The organism is Sneathiella sp., from assembly GCF_047631475.1.
Taxonomy (GTDB): domain Bacteria; phylum Pseudomonadota; class Alphaproteobacteria; order Sneathiellales; family Sneathiellaceae; genus Sneathiella.
The window spans coordinates 22068-42793 of sequence record NZ_JBLHZT010000007.1 but is presented as its reverse complement, the minus strand read 5'-3'; the positions used below and the strand labels follow the sequence as shown (position 1 = coordinate 42793).

19 protein-coding genes and 1 pseudogene are annotated in these 20726 nt (G+C 46.5%); 6 read left to right on the top strand and 14 right to left on the bottom strand.

All coding sequences use genetic code 11. The features are described from left to right. Nucleotides 1-129: 129 nt before the first annotated feature. Nucleotides 130-1092 (bottom strand): LysR family transcriptional regulator, encoded by a 963-nt coding sequence (locus ACJAYR_RS04525; RefSeq protein WP_415235492.1) that lies wholly within the window; start codon nucleotides 1090-1092, stop codon nucleotides 130-132. Between the two features lie 91 nt (nucleotides 1093-1183). Between ACJAYR_RS04525 and ACJAYR_RS04520 the strand changes: the two genes are divergently transcribed. Further along, nucleotides 1184-1597: a hypothetical protein gene (locus ACJAYR_RS04520; RefSeq protein ID WP_415235491.1), complete on the top strand. Its 414-nt coding sequence runs from the start codon at nucleotides 1184-1186 to the stop codon at nucleotides 1595-1597. 8 nt (nucleotides 1598-1605) lie between these two features. Further along, the gene (locus tag ACJAYR_RS04515; protein WP_415235490.1) at nucleotides 1606-2403 is read left to right on the top strand and encodes a glutathione S-transferase family protein; all 798 of its coding nucleotides are present in this window, start codon (nucleotides 1606-1608) and stop codon (nucleotides 2401-2403) included. Nucleotides 2404-2624: 221 nt separating this feature from the next. Here the strand turns inward: ACJAYR_RS04515 and ACJAYR_RS04510 are convergent, their stop codons facing one another. Further along, the gene (locus ACJAYR_RS04510; RefSeq protein WP_415235489.1) at nucleotides 2625-3908 is read right to left on the bottom strand and encodes an adenylate/guanylate cyclase domain-containing protein; all 1284 of its coding nucleotides are present in this window, start codon (nucleotides 3906-3908) and stop codon (nucleotides 2625-2627) included. A 381-nt stretch (nucleotides 3909-4289) separates the two neighbouring features. Between ACJAYR_RS04510 and ACJAYR_RS04505 the strand changes: the two genes are divergently transcribed. Next, nucleotides 4290-7634, top strand: a complete 3345-nt coding sequence (locus ACJAYR_RS04505; protein WP_415235488.1) for an adenylate/guanylate cyclase domain-containing protein — start codon at nucleotides 4290-4292, stop codon at nucleotides 7632-7634. A gap of 93 nt (nucleotides 7635-7727) precedes the next feature. Here the strand turns inward: ACJAYR_RS04505 and ACJAYR_RS04500 are convergent, their stop codons facing one another. From ACJAYR_RS04500 to ACJAYR_RS04475, 6 genes and pseudogenes are all read right to left on the bottom strand, one after another. Further along, a complete protein-coding gene (locus tag ACJAYR_RS04500; protein ID WP_415235487.1) occupies nucleotides 7728-8753 on the bottom strand; it encodes a hypothetical protein in 1026 nt (341 codons plus the stop codon). Nucleotides 8754-8931: 178 nt separating this feature from the next. Next, nucleotides 8932-9216: a hypothetical protein gene (locus ACJAYR_RS04495; protein ID WP_415235553.1), complete on the bottom strand. Its 285-nt coding sequence runs from the start codon at nucleotides 9214-9216 to the stop codon at nucleotides 8932-8934. Between the two features lie 152 nt (nucleotides 9217-9368). Further along, nucleotides 9369-9644: pseudogene (locus ACJAYR_RS04490) on the bottom strand (hypothetical protein); the annotation flags it as partial. A gap of 257 nt (nucleotides 9645-9901) precedes the next feature. After that, nucleotides 9902-10714: a hypothetical protein gene (locus ACJAYR_RS04485; protein WP_415235486.1), complete on the bottom strand. Its 813-nt coding sequence runs from the start codon at nucleotides 10712-10714 to the stop codon at nucleotides 9902-9904. A 137-nt stretch (nucleotides 10715-10851) separates the two neighbouring features. Then, complete coding sequence (locus ACJAYR_RS04480) at nucleotides 10852-11376, bottom strand: hypothetical protein (protein WP_415235485.1); 525 nt, start codon at nucleotides 11374-11376, stop codon at nucleotides 10852-10854. 6 nt (nucleotides 11377-11382) lie between these two features. Then, a complete protein-coding gene (locus ACJAYR_RS04475) occupies nucleotides 11383-12261 on the bottom strand; it encodes a helix-turn-helix transcriptional regulator (RefSeq protein WP_415235484.1) in 879 nt (292 codons plus the stop codon). A 175-nt stretch (nucleotides 12262-12436) separates the two neighbouring features. Here ACJAYR_RS04475 and ACJAYR_RS04470 point away from each other — a divergent pair, with 175 nt between their 5' ends. Together ACJAYR_RS04470 and ACJAYR_RS04465 are read left to right on the top strand one after the other, a co-directional pair. Beyond that, nucleotides 12437-13375 carry a DMT family transporter gene (locus ACJAYR_RS04470; RefSeq protein ID WP_415235483.1) on the top strand — a complete coding sequence of 313 codons (939 nt, stop codon included), beginning with the start codon at nucleotides 12437-12439 and terminating at the stop codon, nucleotides 13373-13375. Between the two features lie 149 nt (nucleotides 13376-13524). Continuing rightward, nucleotides 13525-13905, top strand: coding sequence for a VOC family protein (locus ACJAYR_RS04465; RefSeq protein WP_415235482.1), 381 nt, complete (start codon nucleotides 13525-13527; stop codon nucleotides 13903-13905). Between the two features lie 238 nt (nucleotides 13906-14143). On the opposite strand, the gene ACJAYR_RS04460 is transcribed toward ACJAYR_RS04465, so the two are convergent. The 6 genes from ACJAYR_RS04460 to ACJAYR_RS04435 all read right to left on the bottom strand — a co-directional run bounded on the left by ACJAYR_RS04460 (nucleotide 14144) and on the right by ACJAYR_RS04435 (nucleotide 19139). Then, nucleotides 14144-14989: a substrate-binding periplasmic protein gene (locus ACJAYR_RS04460; RefSeq protein WP_415235481.1), complete on the bottom strand. Its 846-nt coding sequence runs from the start codon at nucleotides 14987-14989 to the stop codon at nucleotides 14144-14146. Nucleotides 14990-15144: 155 nt separating this feature from the next. Beyond that, complete coding sequence (locus ACJAYR_RS04455; RefSeq protein WP_415235480.1) at nucleotides 15145-15864, bottom strand: SDR family NAD(P)-dependent oxidoreductase; 720 nt, start codon at nucleotides 15862-15864, stop codon at nucleotides 15145-15147. Nucleotides 15865-15877: 13 nt separating this feature from the next. Beyond that, nucleotides 15878-16861 (bottom strand): NAD(P)/FAD-dependent oxidoreductase, encoded by a 984-nt coding sequence (locus ACJAYR_RS04450; RefSeq protein WP_415235479.1) that lies wholly within the window; start codon nucleotides 16859-16861, stop codon nucleotides 15878-15880. Then, on the bottom strand, nucleotides 16858-17289 hold the full coding sequence (locus ACJAYR_RS04445) for a DUF3429 domain-containing protein (RefSeq protein WP_415235478.1): 432 nt from the start codon (nucleotides 17287-17289) through the stop codon (nucleotides 16858-16860). The genes ACJAYR_RS04450 and ACJAYR_RS04445 overlap by 4 nt, the downstream gene beginning before the upstream one ends. Nucleotides 17290-17585: 296 nt before the next feature. Next, on the bottom strand, nucleotides 17586-18044 hold the full coding sequence (locus ACJAYR_RS04440; RefSeq protein ID WP_415235477.1) for a hypothetical protein: 459 nt from the start codon (nucleotides 18042-18044) through the stop codon (nucleotides 17586-17588). A 207-nt stretch (nucleotides 18045-18251) separates the two neighbouring features. Beyond that, on the bottom strand, nucleotides 18252-19139 hold the full coding sequence (locus tag ACJAYR_RS04435) for an ABC transporter substrate-binding protein (protein ID WP_415235476.1): 888 nt from the start codon (nucleotides 19137-19139) through the stop codon (nucleotides 18252-18254). Nucleotides 19140-19371: 232 nt separating this feature from the next. Here ACJAYR_RS04435 and ACJAYR_RS04430 point away from each other — a divergent pair, with 232 nt between their 5' ends. Beyond that, nucleotides 19372-20679, top strand: coding sequence for an alpha/beta hydrolase family protein (locus tag ACJAYR_RS04430; protein ID WP_415235475.1), 1308 nt, complete (start codon nucleotides 19372-19374; stop codon nucleotides 20677-20679). Nucleotides 20680-20726 lie beyond the last annotated feature (47 nt).

Genomic DNA, 20726 nt, shown 5'->3' with positions numbered 1-20726 from the left:
TGTCTCATTCCGATCATGGCAGGCAGTTTAACAAACCAAGCGCGCCACATGACAAAGACTTTTGTTGCCGACTGGTTTTTCCAGGATCTCATATCAATAAAACACGATAACCCAGAAAGGAAAAGCCCGCTATTGAGGCGATTCCGGTAAAGGGTTTTCTCCATGATTTAAAGGAAGAAGGACTGTGGCTATTTGTTTGCGAAGCCATTGGTGCGCTGGGTTGTTATTGGCACGTTTGTGCCAGATCATGCTAATGAGCGCAGGGTCCATCGGCATTGGTGCTCTGTATATTTCAAGGCCCAGAGACGGCGCGACTGCTTCTGCATATTGCCGCGGGACCAGCGCAATATGATCGCTGTTGGAAACGGCACGGCAGACACCAGAGAAAACCGGTAATGTCATGACGACGGTCCGTTCCTGTCTAACACGAGCCAATGCGGCATCACCCATGGCTTTCAGTTTTCCTTCCGGCGAAAAGAGAATATGCCCGAGATCACAAAAGAGAGCCATTGGAATTGTCGATCCCGGCTTTATTTGAGCGGCCTCAAGAGCGGCGTGCCGGTTTCGGGCGATGACTACAAAGCTCGAGTGAAATACCGGCTGGGAATTGATCCATTCAGGGAACTGGGTTTGAGGAATCAACGCAAGATCCACTTCATATTTTTCCAACGTTCCCACATAATTATCCGGAACCAAGTCCACCAGCTGAATTCGAATGCCAGGAGCTGTATCTGATAGGAAGGCTGCAAGAGGTGGCATGAGTATTTCTGCAAAAAAATCGGAACCCGATAGCTTGAAGCACTCTTGTGCAAGGGCGGGGGCAAATCGGGCCGGCCCCGCTAGTATTTTTTCAAGTTGGTCCAGAATTTCTTTGATCGGTATTTCCAATGCGCGTGCATAGTCAGTGGGTTGCAGATGTTGACCATGCCGAACGAATAACGGATCGTTCAAGCCCTCTCGTAATCGGCGTAAAGCTGCAGATACCGCAGGTTGCGACAAGCCCAGACGCTGCCCGGCAAGCACAGTCGAACCCTCATGCAAAAGGGCATCAAGCACACGCAACAGGTTAAGGTCGAATTTGTGTATATTCATTCAATTTATATTATATATAAAAACAATTCATTATATAAATATAATAAAATAAGCAACACTGAGATGGAAGTTGTTTTTGGAGGAGGGAGATATGACAGGAATAGCGTCTCGGTTCTTTATCGTTGGGGCCATAACCGGAGTGATCGGAATGTTATGGGGGGTTCAGATGTCGGCCTCGGCCGATCATGCCCTTTATCCGGCACATGCCCATTTGAACCTTCTTGGATGGGTAAGTTTCGCCTTGTTTGGCCTTTATTATCATGTACAGCAGAAAGCGGCGGAAAGCGTTCTTTCGACTGTCCATTTTTGGATGGCGACGGCTGGGCTTGTTCTGATGATCCCGGGGATCGTCCTTGCGTTACGGGAAATAGATGAAACACTGGTGAAACTTGGCTCACTTTTGACTGTAGGGGCGATGCTGTTATTTGTATTCATAATTTTTCGGTACCGCATTCGGACAGCCGAAATGCCGTCCGTATCGACCATATCTTCCAGAAAAGTATGAGGCTCCGCATGCCTGGACGTTTGACTGTTTACCACATTCCTGTTTGCCCTTTTTCACAACGGCTCGAAATTCTACTGACCCTGAAAGGGCAAATGGAAAGTGTACGGTTTCAAGTGGTGGATATAACAAAGCCGCGGGATACGACCTTGTTAAAAAAAACCAATGGGACAACTGCACTTCCGGTTTTAGAGACCGAAGACGGATTAATCCTGAAGGAAAGCCTTGTCATCCTGCGTTACCTTGAAGAGCGGTTTCCAGAACCCCAGATCGCTCGTTCCGATCCATATGAGCGAGCAGTGGAGCGTATGCTGATTGCGCGGGAAAATGCGTTTGCCATGGCGGGGTATCTGTATGTCATGAACCAAAATCCAGACGAAAAACAGAATTTTGAAGAAAAGCTTCTCGAATTATATCGGGAGTTTGATGCTTTTCTGATGCGCTATAATCCTGAAGGGGTTTATCTATTTGACGATTTTGGATTGGCAGAGGTTGTCTTTACACCATTTTTCATGCGCTTTTGGTTTCTGGATTATTATGAGAATTTTTCCTTGCCATTTAAGCCAGAATATAATCGGGTGCGGCGCTGGCAAGAGGCGTGCCTGAACCATTCTACCGCGCAACAAGTCAGCCGTGAAGAAATTGTCAAACTCTACTTTGATTATGCCCTTGGGGCAGGAAACGGGGCTTTGCCAACGGGGCGGGAGCGGTCCAGTTTTTTGTTTGAACCTCATTGGCGGAGCCGACCCTGGCCCCCGAAAGACAAGTATACCGCTCGGCCGGATGATCAGGAACTGGGTCTTGTCTGATAAGAGTGCCACTCTCCACTGTGCGGAATCTCAGGCTTGTGGTTCTAAGGCGTCATCGTTGAATAAAACTTGCGCTGGCCGGTTAGAGATTTCAGGCATGCATTGGAGGAGGCGTCCTGGCGTGCGCGGGTACAGGTTGACATCAAAAAATCGGTTTTCCGGAATTGCCCGATGCATTTACTCTTCCAGTGCTAAGGCACAAGGTCTTTTGGTCTGCGGTTTTATCGGTCTGTTTGAACGTTGAGCGGGCCGTTCATTTCCAACAGCTTTTGATTGCCGGTTCTACCATCTGGGTCTTGGGAGTACATATCTTTAAGGCGGTCAAGAAAATACATCGACATGGGGGCTTTGTTTTTGACCTCAATCGTTCCTTGTCCTGTAAAGTCGAAGTATGGAGCCATTTGATGATAAACACGGTCAGAGACATTTATTCGACCGCTTTCACTGTGCGCTTCCAACCGCGCAGCAACATTCACCGCATCCCCCCAAATGTCGTAAGTAAACCGTTTTCGCCCGATCAGGCCGGCGATGACAGGACCGCTATTAATGCCAATACGAAATTCAAAAAAAGGTAAACGCAGTTTTTGGCGTTCCGTCTTTTTCTGTTCAGCAACCTTTTGAACGGATAAGGCTGCAAGACAGGTATTTTGGCAGTGCAACCTATCTGAAATTGGGACCCCGGCGACCGCCATATAGGCATCACCAATTGTCTTTAGCTTTTCCAGACCGAACCGCTCCATTACGGTATCGAATTCTGAGAAATAACTATTGAGCATATTAATGAGCGTGGCCGGTTCCGCTTTTTCGGCAAATGATGTAAATCCTACGATGTCTATGAAAAGAATAGTTGCATCACTGAAAAAACGGGGGGCGACTTTATCATTTTCAATCAATTCATGGGCAATGGTGTGTGGTAGAATAGTTTCCAGTAGCTGGTCGGCCCGAGCTTTTTCTTTTGCAAGCGCAAGATGTGCAGCGTCTAACTCATTAATTGTCTGATCCAGTTCGATAATCCTACGTCGGTATTCTAATTGTGCAATTGTTTGGTGGGCCAGCCGGCGCAGGGATTCTTGCTGCTCAAAATTCAATTCGCGGGGCTTCATGTCCATGACACATATTGTTCCGATAGCATAACCATCCGGAGTGACGAGCGGCATTGCACAGTAAAATGCAAAGTGAGGGGGCTCGAGAACAAAAGTAAAGTTTTTAAAATAGTCATCCTTGGTCAGATCTGGAACAATCACAATGTCTGATCCACAAACGGTTACAGAACAAAATGCTATCTCTCGAGGACATCCTTTAAATTCTTCAGGTAAACCATATTTTGATTTGAACCAGAATTGATCATCTTCAATGAAACTGACATAGGCAACGGGGCAGTCACAGATCTGTGCCGCAAGATTACTTATTTCATCAAAGGCTGTTTCAGACCGGGAGTTCATAATTTTGTAGGATCGAACTGCTTCATTTCGCTCAGTTTCGTTGTCGGGGGTTGGGTACACCACAGTCTGACCTCACGATGAAGATTTTTTAATATTCCTATTATCTTATACTATATTGTGGTGTTTGTGATTGTTATTTTAAGTCGACAAATTGGTGACATAGGGATGTGTGCATGCATGAGGGGAGCGGCATGTTCGGTCCATATCTAGGACGGATGTACCTTTTATGAGGCTGAATTATTGCCCCCACCAAGACTATAAAGCCCGTGATGATTGGAGGCCCGCCTCTCACACCTTAACTATATTCTTTAATTCTGATATAAAGAATATAGTTCGGGAAGTATAAGGCGCGATTTACTACTCTTATTATTACAGTTCCTCCGAATATACGCTTGTTCCACCTGTAAATTTCTTTCCTGTCGTCAACATTAAAGAGAAATGTCGATGTCCGATACTTTACGACAATGGCTGGCTGATCTTGACCTTGAGAAATATATTGAGGTTTTTCGGGAAAACGAGATCACCTTTGACGATGTTTCGGATCTGAACGATGCGGATTTAAAAGAACTTGGACTGCCAATGGGTCCTCGGAAAAGAATATTGCGCGCGGTAAACTCAGCAGGCCTGACACCAGATGAAAGCACAGGATCTGTTTTAAAAGAGTTGAGAGAGATCCCGCGAACCGCAGCAGAGCGCCGGCTGCTGACGGTTGTTTTCTGCGATCTTGTTGGGTCTACTGCGTTATCCCAACAACTGGATCCCGAGGATCTTCGCCACCTCATAAATCAATATGAAAATACCATCATCACTGTGGTGAAAAAGTATGGTGGGTTTGTTGCAAAGTTTCTGGGGGATGGCGCTTTAATATATTTTGGGTGGCCGCTGGCCCATGAAGATCAGGCCGTGCGGGCCATATATGCCAGCCTGGATATTCTATCAGCGGTGAAGGATTTATCGGTCATTGGAAACCTGAAACTACAAACGCGCGTTGGTATCGCTTCTGGGGAAGTGGTCGTCGGTAATCTGGACGGTGAAACAGAGCGCGGTATCGGTGAGGTCACCGGTGTGACTCCCAATTTGGCCGCTCGTCTACAAAGCGCAGCGAAACCAGATCAAATTGCAATCAGTGCCATGACAAAGGAGCTGGTTGGGCAGTCCTTCATCCTTGAAGAATTGGCTCCCGTTAATTTAAAGGGATTTGAAGAGCGTGTCCCCCTGTGGTTGGTCGTTGGAGAGGCGTCAGTGGGGAGTCGCTTTACCATTTTTCATGAAAAAATGATGTCAGAATTTGTTGGGCAGACACGGGAATTGTCGATTATCCGAGATGCCTGGAACCAGGCCTGCCATGGTCAGGGCCAATTTCTGATCATTTCGGGGGAAGCGGGAATTGGGAAGTCGAGGATTATTGAAGAGATCCGGCATGAGATACGAGGAGTGCGCCACCTTGACCTTCAGCATCAATGCTCGGCCTTTCATACAAATAGTGCATTTTTTCCCATCATTCAGCGCATTAAACTGGCGGCCAATATTACTTATGACGACACAAATGAAAATCGACTGGCTAAACTCGAGATGTTGCTAGAGGATATTTCAGTAGATCTGCCGCGAGATGTCCCTCTTTTTGCTTCGCTTCTTTCATTACCTTATCTCGGACAATACAAGCCGTTGAATTTGCCTGCTCATCAAAGGCGCGTTTTGCTGATGGACGCCATTGTAAACCAATTAAGGAAATGCGCTCAATCGCAACCGGTTCTGTTCGTGCTTGAAGACGCGCACTGGATTGATCCAACAACGGAAACATTGATCTTGGAAATCATGCCATTTCTAAAGGATCTTCCAATTCTGATGATTGTTTCCCATCGCCCGGATTATACCCCTCCTTCCAGCAGTGAAACGCCGACAACAGTAATCAATCTCAAGCGCCTTGGATTGGAACATTGCAGGAAGATAGCCAGCAGACTTGGCGGTAATGTCTTAAAGCCCAAGGTCATTGAGGAAGTTGCTAAAAGAGCGGAAGGTATTCCGCTCTATGTGGAGGAAATGACTCGTTCGTTGCTTGACAATGGATCGAAAACGGAAAAAATACCGATATCCCTGCAGGCGTCGCTGATTGCGCGCTTGGATCGTCTGGCAGAAGGGAAAATTGTTGCCCAGATTGGAGCGGTTATCGGGCGCGAATTCAGCGGAACGCTAATTGAAATGCTGGTGCCAATGTATAAAGAGGATATCCAGCACACGCTTCGCCTTTTGGTTCGCTCCGGCCTGGTGACGGAGCATCAGCATGGCGGAGACGTGCATTATGTTTTTAAGCATGCGTTAATTCAAAACGCCGCTTATGAAGCGCTTCTTAGAAGCAAAAGGCTGACTTATCATAGCCAGATTGCGGATGTGTATATCCGCGACTATCCCGAAGTAATCTCAGACTATCCACAGCAAATTGCCCATCACCTTTCTAAGGCGCACCGACCTGTTGAAGCCGCAGATTATTGGATGTTAGCGGGTAAGCGGGCGGCTGAAAGGTCAGAGCAACAAGAAGCTGTGTTCAACCTTGAAAAAGCGTTGCGTGAATTGAAATATTTTACTGTCGATGTCCAACAGGATGAATATGAGCTGGGTATCCGCCTTGCCCTAGGGGCATCCTTACTGGCGATACATGGTTGGTCAGCGTCTGACGTCAAAGAGAACTATGACAAGGCTGCAACGTTAGGGAAGAAGGTTGGAACGGTCCATCAACGGGTGGCCGCTTCGCATGGACTTGCCAACGTATTTTTCCTGAACGGAAAAATCAATGATGCCCGGACGCTTGCAGATCAGGAACTGGAAACAGCGATCGAGCAAAATGATCAGACGTTACTCATGGGGGGCCATCGATCTGTTGGCATGTGTGGATTTTTTGCCGGTGATTTTCGGTATGCGGCGGATCACTTGTCTCAGGCTATCTCACTATATGATCGGAAATTGCACAGCGTTCAGGCTTTTGATCAGGGAACGGATCCAAATGTTATTGCCGTGAGCGTAAGAAGTTGGGCAAACTGGTTTTTGGGTAAGAACGGCGAGGCCAATAAGCAAATGAAAGAAGCAGTTGCATTTGCAGATCGACTAAATCATCCGTTCAGCACGGCATATGCAAAATCGATTGCCTCCTCAGTCTGCCAAACAGATCAGAATTATCAACAAGCCCAAGAATATGCATCTGAAGCCAGAGAGATTGCAGCTGAGTTTTCGTTTCCCTATTGGTTGGGGTGGGCGTCGATTATATTCGGATGGTCTATCGCCGCGTTGGGCGATTGCGATAAGGGGCTAAAGATATTGCGCGACGGACAAGCGATGTATGAAAGTACGGGGGCTCTGCAGATTAAGCCCTATAGTTTCACGCTGGAGGCCGAGATCCATGGTTGGGCGGGCCGTTACGAGAGCGGCTTGGAATTGTTGCAACAGGCGTTGGTTGAAAACAGCGAGACCGATGTCAGCTTTTATCAAGCGGAAACCTTGCGCTTGATGAGCAAGTTTACCCATTTTATAAATCCAGGTTCTGCTCAGGTGAAGGAATATCTGAATAAAGCCATGGCTGTTGCCAGACAACAAAACGCTTTGGCGCTGGAGCAACGCACCCTGATCAACGCGGCGTATACCAACGCAATCCCAAAAGAGAACATCGCAAAGCTTACCTCTGAAATCGAAGCACATTACGGCTTTGTTTTACAGTCCCGTCTACTGAACAAGGTCGACCGACCAATTTCCGATAGGCCAACTCAGCAAGGAGGCTCCCAGACACGGCGGCCTGAGTGATTGGATATGAGTTAGGTGACGATCAAACCTTCAGTTTCAGCAAACGAATGATCTGTTAAAGTGAGTGCCACGGCGTGCGTTGCGCTGGATAGTTTACATGCCGGTATTGACGATAAGCGGGCTGGTACATCGACCCAGACAATAGAGCGGCGGTGCCATGTCTGCCAGATCCGCAGGCGGATATCCTTGAAACAGCATATCAATGCAATTGTCGTCGGCAGAAGTGTAAAGGTGCTTATAGGGAGAGGTGGACGAGCTTGAATTATCGACCCATTCCCAATTCCAGTTTCCGTTCAGCATTTCAGCATGCCAGACACCTTTGATCTTTATTTTTTTACCCTTTGCCCAAAGCTTATAGTTGTGACCCAATGCATTTGATCTTGCCACCATTTCACGCGTAAAGGGAATTGTTCCGGGAAAAGGATCATCATCCCGCCATTTATTGACAATTGTGAACCCGCCCGGCTTTACATTGACCTTCCAAATGAAGGCTTCAGCTTCGACACTTGCTTGCCCCATAGTGGGTTCGGGTTTCGGGTTGTTTGAAAAGGGATTTGTCATTGCTACAACAGGCGTTACCGTTGTGGTGAGGTAGGTTGCAGCAATTAACACGCCGCTGCCTGCCAGTTTGTCAAATTTGTAGTTTAGTATTTGTCCCGACATGGAAAGCCTGACACGCACTGCAGTATTGAATGTAACCTCCGGATTAGGACCAGTTGTTATTAATACTGCTTTTTGGGCGGCGTTATAAAACGCACGTGATGGAATACCTCCAATTCCATTATGCTGACGGAGCAAATCTTGCGTGCTGATTTGGTTCCACAGTTCCGTTAGCGAATAGGCCTGACCCTTATCGTCTGTTTTGATTGAATTATAGATTTTCAGGGCCTCAATCAAATTTTCTTCACTTGAGAGCGCCTTGTTGACAGGCATTGGCGCGCGAGGTTTCGCGGGCCTCATGGCTGCGAGGTCAAAATTTTCCGCAAGGACCAGGTTGGTCGGTGTTATTGCCTGCCATGGCTTTCCTGCTAAATTCGGAACAGACTCCTGCGCACAGGCTGTCAACGGTATAAGGATAAGCGCTAAGTAAATGGGAATTTGGCCAAAAATATTTTTCATTGTTCCCCCCCAGAACCACTAATTACTATCAACAGAGTAATAGCGTGATTCTAATATTAGAAAAATATAAAATAAAACGCAAGTCATAAGGCATATTCAAGAGGTGCTGTATGATTCAGCATCACGACAAACAGGTTGGTATCTAAGAATTTGGGGAGCTAGTCTGTCTGTTATAGCTTCAGTGCTTACTTTGAATTGAAAAAGTACAGTTTGACCAAAGCTGTTCTGCATTTCGATCGGTCTGCCTTTTGGCTCCATCCCAATCAAAGCCCGCGTTGTTGAGTACCCGATGCAACAACGCCATAATTTCAATTGTTTCACCGAGTAGTAGTTTCTCATCTCCATATTTAATTTTTTCAGGAAACTGTATGTGTCCCTCATCCAATCGAAGATTATGGGCAATGAACATGTCCCTATTTGCTTTGAGCTTTTTATTGACATAGTCGGTGTTTGCTTTTTCAATCTTGTTGATCGCATCTTCGAGCCGTTGTTTTTTTTGCCTTCTATTGTTTCTGAGGGTTGTTCCGCATCTTCGTGCTCGAGTGAGAGTTCAGCCCTGAAAACCATTGTGTCATCAGCCGAATTTGGTTTTTCCTTCCGATCATTGAGATGCCATAGACAGATGTCTTCGACGATCTTCTTTTTTATCCGGGGTGTGTTGATGAGGGCATGGACCGTTAAAATACTTTCACGGTCCATTGCCCCGCTATCCCAAATGGCGCAAAGACGCACGAGTAGAAAATAATGCACACTATATTGCAAGGTGGTGAACGCATTCGCCGCATGTGACAAGGGGATCTGGTCGGCTAATGAAGAGGAATAGACAATATGCTGGGCGTTTGCCTGAACCGGTAATAAGGCGCGAACGTGATCGACAAGTTTGTCAGTCAAATTTTTCGCTTTTTGTATCCTCTGCTCATCAGAGAGAGTTTTGAGCCATTTCGTCGTTTTGTTTTTTGTCAATTTATTGTCCTCGTCCCGCGTGCTAGTGCTCCTCTATGGCAGGTTATTCGCCTGTTGGACCATTAGTCTTCTGATTGCACCCATTTTGCTGGAGGGAGCTTGCAATAAATATTCTATATTATGGTATTTGGATGGCAAAAAACTGGAAGGAAGCTCAAATGAACTTCCTTCTGTAGGATGGGAGGTTAGCCTTGTGCGGGACCATCGCCTCCGTCGTCTTGATGATCTTCTTCTTTTCCTTCTTCTTTTTTAAATCGGGACAGATCAGCCGCTATGCGTCTTTCCGATCTCGAGGGGGCAGCCGATGATGGGACTGGAGGACATATTACAGCGGCCAATTCATCATTGATGCAATAGCCCAGGATAATGTTCATAATGTCTTCATTTAACGTCGGGTTCACATTTTCCTTTATTTCTGGTCGTGCATTCTGCCAAAGAACGAAAGGAAGACGGTGCCGTATTCGATGGACGAGCCTCTGGGTCAGTTGAAGAAGGGCAATCGGCCTTTCCTGCATTTCATTGTCAACGTCACGGGCGCGAAAGAGCCGTCTTACGGTTCTGAGTTGACCGGCGAGGTAGCCTAGATACGCAAAGTTCAGATTTTCATACGGGTTCAGTTCATCTTCATAATTGTCACCGGCTTGCCCCCTTAGGAAGGCATTGAACAGTTCCTGATCTGGCAAACTGTCACATTCTTCAAGCCAGATTTTTATACCATCCAGCATTTGTGCCAAAATACCATTGCTGTTCAGGGCGACAATGGCCTCAACACGGGATTTACCAAGACGAGGGAAGGAAGGAAGGTCCAGCTCTGCGCTGTCGATTGCATCCTCTTTTTCCTCCTGGACGGCTTCTTCTCCATTTCCAAGGCGGGCCAGTTGCTCAAGGGTTTCACCGGGTGATCTGCCGTAGCAAAGATCGCTATGAATTGTCCCGTAAGGGGCATCATCCGGATGTTTGGTTTCGATGAAAATGTTAAATAACGTGAGTGGCTTCATGGCATTCCCTTTTTGCGCTAAAGGAATGCATTTAGGTGAGTTTCAACATAACTTAAACTAGTTAATTTAAAATTCAATACACTAATATGATGTGCTTGATGTCGTTCAGATAAGTCTCGGTTCTGGGCGTATAGGCTTTAGGCCAGATGCTTTGCCAGGTTTTTTGCGGCTGATTGTAGAAGCAGCCGTGAATAAAATTCATGGAACCAAGCTGTTGCCTGAAATAAGAATCCAACCTGCTGACTTCCATTTTTACCCCCTTTTGTCGGGAGGACGGCAGAGCCAAAATAAAGGGATGTCCGTCCCTCCTGATCCGGATAGGCTGCGAGCCAACTTCTAATAGGGCCGGTACCGACCTTCATCAGTATTTCACGGTTGGATCTTTTTGCAACCTGCCAGACGGCAAACGTCTTTTCTGTGCCTGAGGCCAGTTTTTTTACCTGTATTAAGCCCGCCTGCTTGCGGGTAAGGATCCGGATCAGTAGCCGTTCCAGCCTAAAAATAGGGCTGTCAAAGAAAGCATGGATAAAATGTTCCAAACTAACGGAGAAATCGACCTTGAAGCAGAACGCATCGGTTTGGCAGCCAGGTGTTTTGTCATAAACCTGCATGTAACTGCTATCCGGGATGTTTGTTTTTTCGGCCTGTTGCAAGGGCTTCATTCCGAACTACAGTTTTTGAAACTGTTTTGGCGTGAGACCGACAGCGTTTTTGAAGCGTGCAGTAAAGTGCGCCTGTGAAGAGTATCCGCAGGCTATGGCGATTTGTGCCAACGGTGTAACTTTAGCCCTGAGCATTTCTTTTGATTTTTTTATCCTAAGTTGTTCCAGATATCGATGAGGCGGGAGGGCAAAGCTCTCTTTGAACATGCGAGCGAAATGGAAGCTGCTATATCCGGCAAGACTGGCCATGGTGTCGATACTGATGGAGTCGCCAAAATGTGAATCCAGGTAATCGGCAATTTTTTTGCAGATTGACGGCGGTAAGCCTCCCGTGACAGGGGGCATGTTTTGTTGTGTTTGTGAATAGTTTTTCAGGATATGGATGAGCAACAGGTCGCCTGCACTGGATAAAGCAAGTTTGTTTGCCCTCTCTGACCAATCAAGCGGAAGGATTACATGCTTTAATATATTTTCTGCATAGGCGTCCGCCTCAAATGTCAGGTCTTGTAAATCTACCTGCCGAGGATCCCGATCAAAAATCTGTAAGGCGAGTGATTTAATTTTCTGAGAGTCAAAATATAGGTGAAACATTTCCAGTTTTTGCGGAATATTCCAGCGAGATCTGTGGTCTTCAGGCAGCAGACAGATCTTTCCGGGTGCGCCCCCAACTTGCGCGCCATGTTTGTCGATACGCTGTACCGCTTCGCCGCCGTTCAAATAAACACTGAAGGTGTGATGGCCCGGTTGATCATAGGCCGCTTCACCATTTTGATTGAACCACTGAGCAGCAAACAGGCCGTTGCCAATATCCACGGACCGCAGGATCGTTGCGCCTGCATCCTTCAATATACCAAAGACATCTTGATGAGAAATTGGGTTGTTCATTGGGGTCCGTTTGTTGACATTTCCCTCTCTAAATACGGCGAATGGAAACCGGTGACAATAGAGGGCTCTTGGTCTGCGTCACTAAACCGCAAGAATATGTAAAAAAATGCAAGAAGGTGAAAGAATGGCGCCAAAGGTTATGGCATGACAGCAGCCCTGTTTTAAGGAGTGTATTATGTCAGGTTTTTTATACATTTTGACTGTGTTGATCTGGGGGACGACCTGGTTCGCTATTTCGCTGCAATTGGGAACGGTCCCAGTCGCGCAATCAATCGCCTATCGGTTTGCCTTGGCTTCGATTGTTTTATTCAGCGGCCTTGTGATTATGCGAAAGGGGATGCGCTTGCCTCAACAGGCTCATTTAAGGTTGTTTGGACAGGGGCTGTGCCTTTTTTCACTTAATTTCATGTGCTTCTATTATGCGACAGATCGCATCCCAAGCGGGCTTGTCTCTGTTGTATTCTCCCTTGCGACGATTTTTAACGTGCTGAATAGTCGGTTTTTTTTCAACACTGCTATTTCTTTAAAAACAGTGTTCGGCGGCGCATTGGGATTAATCGGTCTTATTTTGCTGTTACTCCCGACATTGGACGGAAGCCGGAGTTTTTTAGACATGTTTATTGGATTGCTTCTGGCATTTTGCGGAACCTATTTCTTTTCGTTGGGCAATATGATTGGAAAGTGGAACGCGGCCAATAATGTGAATACAATAACCGGCAACGCCTACGCCATGCTGTACGGCGCGTCCGTCCTCTTTGCGTTCACAATTTTCCTTGGAGACCCTCTGACAATTGATTTTTCACTCCCCTATATTGGGGCTCTGTTTTATCTGGCGATCCCGGGATCGGTGATTGGTTTTACAGCCTATTTGTCATTGGTGGGACGCATTGGTCCGGAAAAGACGGCGTATTCCACTGTGCTATTTCCTGTCATAGCGCTGGTGTTTTCTTCTTTTTTTGAGGGGTATCCCTGGAACATGGTTGCTACGTCGGGCATCATCATCGTCCTTCTAGGCAACGCGATTGTTTTTACGCCCGCAAATTTCGTTGGCCAGGTTTTATCAAAATTTTTCAAACGGTCTGAACGAGAGACGGAACATGGACGGGCAAGTTAAAATCCGCCCGCGTGAGACGAAGCGCGGGAATTTTGGTGGATATTTCATAAAATATTCTAGGCGGGCCGTAAAATGTTCGTATTCTTAAGTCAGTCATATTAACATGCCCCCGGAATATCAGAATATATAAGAATGAAAAAGGAATTTAGATGTTTAGTCATATTATGGTCGGGGCAGACGATGTCGAAAAAGCAAAGGTTTTTTACGATGCGATCCTTGGCGCGTTGGGGCATAAACCTGGTGTGATTGATGACAAAGGCCGGTGCTTTTACTTCACAAGAGAAGGTATCTTTTCCATCTCAAAGCCCATTGACGGAAAGGCCGCTAGCCACGGCAATGGCAGTACCATTGGCTTCGCAGCAGCGGATCCGGATGCTGCAGACAAATGGCACGCAGCAGGCCTTGCGAACGGTGGAACGACTTGTGAAGACCCTCCGGGCGTAAGAGAAGGCGTTAAAGGTGATTTGTATCTTGCATATTTGCGCGACCCTTCAGGAAATAAAATTTGTGCCCTTCACCGCATGGGATAGCAGATAAAAAATAAAGCAGTATCTGAACGTGATTTTTGGCTTTAAGCCCTTTTAAATATCCTGTTGGGTAAGGCTCTTTCCGTATCCCCGGTTTTAAGTCAGGCCGGGGAGCGGTTTTCAACTTGGTATGTAAAAATTTTGAGGGTGGGTCTATTGGTCGGGTGCCCTAGATTTTTGCCAGCATACTGCTTTTCATCAATGACAGTCATACAAACCGGCTGAACCGCATCTACATTTTTTAAGGAAACCCTTTCGGCTGTTCAATACCATGTTTTCGTAGGTATTTACCGAATAACCCTTCTGATCTGATTTCATCCAATGTGTTTTGAAGATGTGCGATTATCCGGTCGGGTGTTTTTGGATGAAATGCAATAGACACATTCGCATTGTCCAATTCAAAGACTTTTTCGAACTTATCGGGGTCAAGGCCAAGGGACCGTGCATCGTCCTTAAAAGCTTCCCAACCGACAACGATCATATCAACCCTTTGGCGCATTAGCATCTCCAGATTTGATTTGGTGTTATTATGGCGAGAGAAGTTCTTGGGGGCGACATCGTAACGTTTTAGATACAGTTCGCTCACATCGTTCCGGATTGTTCCAAAACGATAGTTTTTTAAAGAATGTCCGTCTTCTATTTTTATATGGCTGTCTTTGAGGGCGATCAGATAGGTCGTGTTATAAAAAATAGGGCCAACCCATTTAAACTTATTTTCGCGTTCGGGTGTTCTTGTCACGGAAAATAGAAGTGTATTTTCCGTGGTTTCCAATTCTCGGTAGGCTCGGGCCCAAGGTAGCAACTGGATATCTTTTTTTGTTTGAGAGGATCCTGTTCGTTTTAGTAATTCTGCAACAATATCAACCGCATAGCCCTTGAGTTCCTTTCCGTCTTCATACTGATACGGAGCCCAATGTTCGGTCATCAGTTGAAACTTGTTCAGAGGGCTTGCTTGAACCGTCGTCGACACTGCAAGGGCCATCAAAAAGACCATAACAACTGAAGGAATTTTATCTGTTGAGATTTCAGGCTGATTAAAAACAACGAACGCAATGGCCCCCTTTTCCCGTTGGTTATGAACTATCAAATTGAGGCGTTCAGTCTTTACTAATGATGAAGACGATAAATCTAACTTGTATTTAAATCAATAGAAGGGGCTTACTAAGGGACTGGTGAGGTTGGCAGAGCCTCGGTTCTGGAGCCGGGGAAAGAATATTCAGCATGGATAGTTTCATAGGGTGTTTAGGGTAAAATTTCCTGACCGTCCCAAGCAAAAATCTTACCGCTGTGTTGAGGAGATAGGGTGCTCAGGACTTCTAACATTTTTGTCGCGGCGAAGTCAGGTGTAAAGAGTTTCTGGGGAGGTACATTTGCCTGAAACGGTTTAGAAAGACCGCTGGCGACAGTACCGGGATGCAGGCCAACAATGATCGCATTTTTATTGCGTCGGGCGGTTTCTATCGCGGCGTTTTTGAGGATCATATTCAACGCAGATTTAGACGCGCGGTAGGCGTACCAGCCCCCTAGCCGGTTATCAGAAATACTGCCGACGCGTGCAGAAATTGCAGCGAAGGTCGATTTGTTGTCTCTGTTTAGTTCGGGAATAAAATACTTCGCGATGAGGGCGGGTGTGATGGTGTTTGCTTCAAATATTTTCTTGAATTTCTTCGCCGACAGGTCCTTGAGTGATTTTTCAGGGCTAATATCGCCCTCATGTAAAAGACCGGTTGCAACAATGACAGTGTCCAATGGGCCAGTTTCAGCGGCAAGTGAGGCTGCATTCTGTATAGACCCTTCGTCCGTATAGAAGATGGGATGGCACGCGACATTGCCCTTAGGGGGCGTCATCGGTGATTGAGAAAATGCGTGAATTTTTGAATCCGCGTGCAAAGCATACGTTCTGTGTAGAAAAGCACTCCCGATTGCGCCAGAAGCGCCAATGATGACGATGTTTTTAGGCATTTGAGTATCCTTGCTATGCAGCCGTAAGAATGGTTCGTGCAACTTGTGCGCCGCTGGTGAACGCGGCTTCCATACGACCCTGAATAAAATAGTCGCCACAGAGCGCAATTTTTCTTTGGGTATCGGCAAAATGCGTAGGCCCTGATTGCTTTTCAATGTTGGCGAAGCGCCAGCCGTGGATCGATTTGTGCACTGCCTTGCGTAGGTCGTGGCCTATAATCTCACCGGTATGTTGGCATAGATATTTTAAAACGTCTTCGCGATCGTCATCCAGATGGGCATCGGCCCATTTGTTGGTAGAATGGATCAGCAGGCTATAGCTATTTCCTCTATCGGGTTTGGTTTGGTTCGCCGAAATCCAGCTAATATTCTCGTTGACCACCACAGCGGCATCAAACGCAAGCGGCAAGGGTGTTTCAAATCCGAGCATCACCGAGAAGCACCCGCTCATTGAAGTTGACTCAAGGATTTGTTGTACAGGGGCATTGGCAGGAACTAGTTGGGCAGCCTGTTTCGGGGGGATCGTTGAAATAACCCAGTCAAAGGCCCCCAATGCTTTGCCGTATTCATCCTCAAGGTGCCATTTTTTGCCGGTTTGCTTAATGGATATTACGGTTGTGTTCAGTTTGACTCTAAGGTCTTTTGCTAAATATTTTCCAATTGCGTTCATGCCGGGGGCACCGACATAATGAGGTTTTTGGGCATCCCATTGCCATTGCTGCGTTACTTTCCTTCCATCAATCTCAGCAAATCGTGCCCGCCAAGGTTTAATGACACCGGCTTTGATCATCGGAGCGATGAAGGCTTTGAAGTCATCCGTCTTGGGAGAGAAGAATTGTGCTCCATGGTCAAAATTATAGGGCTTTGAACGCCGTGTCGCCAACCGCCCCCCGACACCTTTCGACTTGTCGAAAAGGGTAATTGAGAAATGGTCCTTTAACATATTTGCAGCGGTCAGACCTGATAGGCCTGCGCCAATGATCGCAATGTCGGTCACGCGTAAAATCCTGACGTTATGAGAGAGAGAATGGCAAGAGCGGATGCAAGACAACGGGTTTTGAAATAGCCCGGTGTAATAAGCGCCTCTTGATATAGTTTTCGGTCAATTTCCAAAGACACCAGATAGCTTAGAACGAACGCAAAAAGCATTAGCTGGGACGGTAGCAATAAGTATAGGAACCAAAGCATCAGGATATTAGTATTGCTCAACACAGGAAGATAGCGGCTCCACTTTCCAGTTAAAGACAGATGCTGTCCCCAGTGAATGCCAGTTAGAAAAGATGCAATTACGAGTGCATATGTCTTTAAAATAGTCTCGGTATTTCCAAAAACAGGAACCGTCTCTACACCGGCAAAAAGCAGAAATGCACAGAAAATAAAAGGGAGGGCGCCTGATAAGGTCAGGTAGGGATAGAAGGTTTTCATACGTCCATGCTTTGTCTGAAATTTTGACCGCTGGGACTGTATACGTAACAAGATCGGAAATGGTTTAGGTTTGGGGCTGTTATTCGGCAATAACTATTATCGATTTGCTGTGTCCAATGGTGCTGAGCAGGGCTGAAAAAGGTGGTCTGGCACCGAAGGCTGGAAGGTTAATAATGCTAACACTCTTTCCGGAGCCTTTCGTCGGGGCCATCAAGATATTCATCAGGTGTAGTATCGTTCTGACCATACCTTACCAGATGATGGAGGGCTCATTATCGGCAGATAGGCGTGCCTCATCAGAAGTATCGCGTGCTGGGATCAATAGGGAATAGATCATCAAATGTCATTCCCTCTTCAAGTTCCAAATGCGCTAGAATTACTTGCGTTACTTCATTACCGTCCATTAGTGGGAGATCAACGCCAACGACTTTCTTGTGAGGTCGGTCATGTTGATCCAGTTGTCCTTGAACAAGGCCAATAAACGGGTTTTTCACCATATTCTTGAAATATCGCCCTTCCACTGTTTCCCAGATGGCAGGCGAAAGGGATTCCTCCCCCAAAAGTTTGTTGGTGTAGTCAACACCCCACCATTCTGTCAGTTGGGTTCCCCACAGAACGAAACGGACATTAAAGGGATCTTTTTCAAACTTTACGATCGCAATCTTACCCCACCATCCTCGAAAATCCGGAAAGTCGAAATCTTTTCTATGCGGAAGTGATGTAGGAGTGCATTTGCTTTGCCAAAGAGATACCAAGCTTTCAAATGGTCCAAATAGACCCGGGTCTGATGTCAGAGGACAGAGACCGTATTGCCAGTTTATTATTTTTTTTGACTCGTCCGAATTCACGTAAACAAACTAACTTTTTTGGCAATAATAAAGGCGTTAGGGTAGCGTAATCGGCTGTTTATATCAAATAAACATTAACTGGTTGATTGGACGTATTCGGGTGATTTGACCTATTCAACCAACAGGTGCGGGTGCGCAAATTTGATCGAATGTGTATTTTTTAACATCACGGCCATTATAGGCGAATATATCCACAGTGGCATCAAATGCGTCTTGGGTGATCTCTACATGAGGTGTCCAACATCCAAGTTGTTGGTAACTTTTAATGCATTTGGCAAGAACAGGTTCTTCAATTTTAGGAAAGAACGGTTTTTCGAGTTTTGCAATCTCCGCCGCTGGGGCGTCATTTATGTAGTGACGGGCATTCCGATAGGCGCGCATAAAAGCTCCCGCCATATCACTGGCCAGCCAATCCGTTTTTGCCGCAAGGCTTGAGAAACCACACGGACCAATTAATGTACCGACCTGTCCGACGATATGGCCAACGCCATCGGCTTCCAGCTGTTGTGGGAACGGGCCTTGTTGCTGAATATATTGGCCTATCCCTGACCGGAAAGCTTTGTCCATTTCAACCGCATTGCCAACATGCAGGGCATTAATTTTTTCATAGTTTATCCCTGCTTTGTGGCAAGCATATTTAAACATCGCCAGAGGTTGTCCGCCCCCGAACAAGATGACATCAGCACCCTCCAGCTTATTCCAGCTAAAGTCTGGATCGGCGTCGCGCCCGGTTAGAAAAAATCCATCCATTTCATTGATTTGTGCAAAGTGAACGGCGGTCGGTTGCTGCCCCTGTTCTAAAACCCCAAAACCTTGACTCAATGCAGATTGAACGACATGGGCTGTGCCATTTTCTAAAGCACTAATGGCAGAAACACCGGGTGCGGCGACGGACCAATCGGGTGTCAGGCCTTCGTCTTTTAAAAAGGGGCCGGCGATCGTGCAAATTAGGGGGGAATAAAAGGCTGAGAATAACGTGAACTGAATGTTGATTTGTTCCATATGTCTTCAAATTCCCTTTTATGCATCATGTGCGTTTATTGTGTAAGTAGGACAGGGTAATATTGTCCTCTGCTTATGTAAAGGAGGCTGCCTGAGGTGTGTGCCCGCACAAATGTTCCTTCGGTTTATTGGCTTTTCATTGTGGAGGTTAAAAATTCTATTCCAGTATCAAAGTGAAAAGACTAAGCTCGTGTGGCTTGGCATATAAGAATAATAATTATGGGAGAGTTTGATGAAAAAACTCGTGATGGGTGTGGCGTTGGGAATTTTAATCGCAAATACTGGGGTGGCAGCAGATAATCGAATTGACGGATTGCGACCGGACGCGCCGGAGCTGGCCGCGCCGGGTGATCAGAAAATTGGGGTGCGGACATTGCAGTTGGTCCACAAAGAGCAGGCCGACATTCTTAATGTGAAAGCAGGAGAGCCGCATCCAACCTATGATCGTCCTTTGACCGTGGAAGTCTGGTATCCATCGGCGGAAAACCGGGAAGGGGGACAGTATGAAAATGTCTATATTCGCGACGGAAAAACAAAGGTCACCCTTTATGGTAAGGCCGTTCGCGATGCAAAGCCGGTAAAGCCTGCTTCACCGGCCCCGTTGGTTCTTATCTCGCACGGATATCCGGGAAACCGCTTTTTGATGAGCCATTTGGGCGAAAATCTGGCGTCCAAGGGATATGTCGTCGTATCAATCGATCATACGGAAAGTACCTATGATAACAAAGCCGCCTTTGGCAGCACGCTGGTTAACCGGGCATTGGACCAAAATTTCGTACTAAACGAAATCGATCGGCTCAGTAAACAGGACGGCCATTTTATGAAGGGTATCGTTGATACGTCAACAACTGGCTTGATCGGTTATTCTATGGGCGGATACGGATCGGTGATCACAGCAGGCGGCGGTGTCACAAAAGCAAGTACGGAATATAAATGGGGGGCGCCTGATGGAACCTTAACCCGGATGATGGCGGGTTCAAAGGAGCATGAGGCTTTGATGGATGATCGTTTCAAGGCGATAATATCTATTGCTCCGTGGGGTATGAATACTGGTTTCTGGGATGCCAAGGGACTAGAAGGCGTTCGTGTCCCCATCTTCTTTATGGCCGGCAGTGTAGATGATGTTTCCGGTTACGAAAAAGGAACAAAGGCTATTTTTGAAAATACTGTGAATATTGATCGGTATTTGTTGACGTTTGAGAACGCAAATCATAATGCAGCCGCACCAATCCCTGCACCGGCAGAAGCCTGGAAACCAAGCGAACATTTAGATTTCGTACCGTTTGCCCATTATGCTGACGCTGTTTGGGATACGCTTCGCATGAATAACATTACGCAGCATTTTGCGACGGCTTATTTTGGAAAATATTTGCGGGCAGATAAAGAAATGCAGTCTTATCTGGATTTAGTCGAAGACGCGCAAAAGGGTGTCTATGCCGCCGAAAAAAACGGTACTTTGAAGCCGGAGCATACCTATTGGAAAGGCTTTGCCAACCGGACTGCAAAGGGATTGAAGCTTCAGTATTTACCTAAAAAGTAATCTGTTGGAAATGGTTCAGTGGGGCCGGTGATGGCATCGGTCCTATT

What these genes read in the sequence shown, in the direction of transcription:
- ACJAYR_RS04525 (WP_415235492.1), bottom strand. Translation starts at nt 1,092, where the DNA reads ATGAATATACACAAATTCGACCTTAACCTGTTGCGTGTGCTTGATGCC.
- ACJAYR_RS04520 (WP_415235491.1), top strand. Translation starts at nt 1,184, where the DNA reads ATGACAGGAATAGCGTCTCGGTTCTTTATCGTTGGGGCCATAACCGGA.
- ACJAYR_RS04515 (WP_415235490.1), top strand. Translation starts at nt 1,606, where the DNA reads ATGCCTGGACGTTTGACTGTTTACCACATTCCTGTTTGCCCTTTTTCA.
- ACJAYR_RS04505 (WP_415235488.1), top strand. Translation starts at nt 4,290, where the DNA reads ATGTCCGATACTTTACGACAATGGCTGGCTGATCTTGACCTTGAGAAA.
- ACJAYR_RS04500 (WP_415235487.1), bottom strand. Translation starts at nt 8,753, where the DNA reads ATGAAAAATATTTTTGGCCAAATTCCCATTTACTTAGCGCTTATCCTT.
- ACJAYR_RS04485 (WP_415235486.1), bottom strand. Translation starts at nt 10,714, where the DNA reads ATGAAGCCACTCACGTTATTTAACATTTTCATCGAAACCAAACATCCG.
- ACJAYR_RS04480 (WP_415235485.1), bottom strand. Translation starts at nt 11,376, where the DNA reads ATGAAGCCCTTGCAACAGGCCGAAAAAACAAACATCCCGGATAGCAGT.
- ACJAYR_RS04475 (WP_415235484.1), bottom strand. Translation starts at nt 12,261, where the DNA reads ATGAACAACCCAATTTCTCATCAAGATGTCTTTGGTATATTGAAGGAT.
- ACJAYR_RS04470 (WP_415235483.1), top strand. Translation starts at nt 12,437, where the DNA reads ATGTCAGGTTTTTTATACATTTTGACTGTGTTGATCTGGGGGACGACC.
- ACJAYR_RS04465 (WP_415235482.1), top strand. Translation starts at nt 13,525, where the DNA reads ATGTTTAGTCATATTATGGTCGGGGCAGACGATGTCGAAAAAGCAAAG.
- ACJAYR_RS04455 (WP_415235480.1), bottom strand. Translation starts at nt 15,864, where the DNA reads ATGCCTAAAAACATCGTCATCATTGGCGCTTCTGGCGCAATCGGGAGT.
- ACJAYR_RS04445 (WP_415235478.1), bottom strand. Translation starts at nt 17,289, where the DNA reads ATGAAAACCTTCTATCCCTACCTGACCTTATCAGGCGCCCTCCCTTTT.
- ACJAYR_RS04435 (WP_415235476.1), bottom strand. Translation starts at nt 19,139, where the DNA reads ATGGAACAAATCAACATTCAGTTCACGTTATTCTCAGCCTTTTATTCC.
- ACJAYR_RS04430 (WP_415235475.1), top strand. Translation starts at nt 19,372, where the DNA reads ATGAAAAAACTCGTGATGGGTGTGGCGTTGGGAATTTTAATCGCAAAT.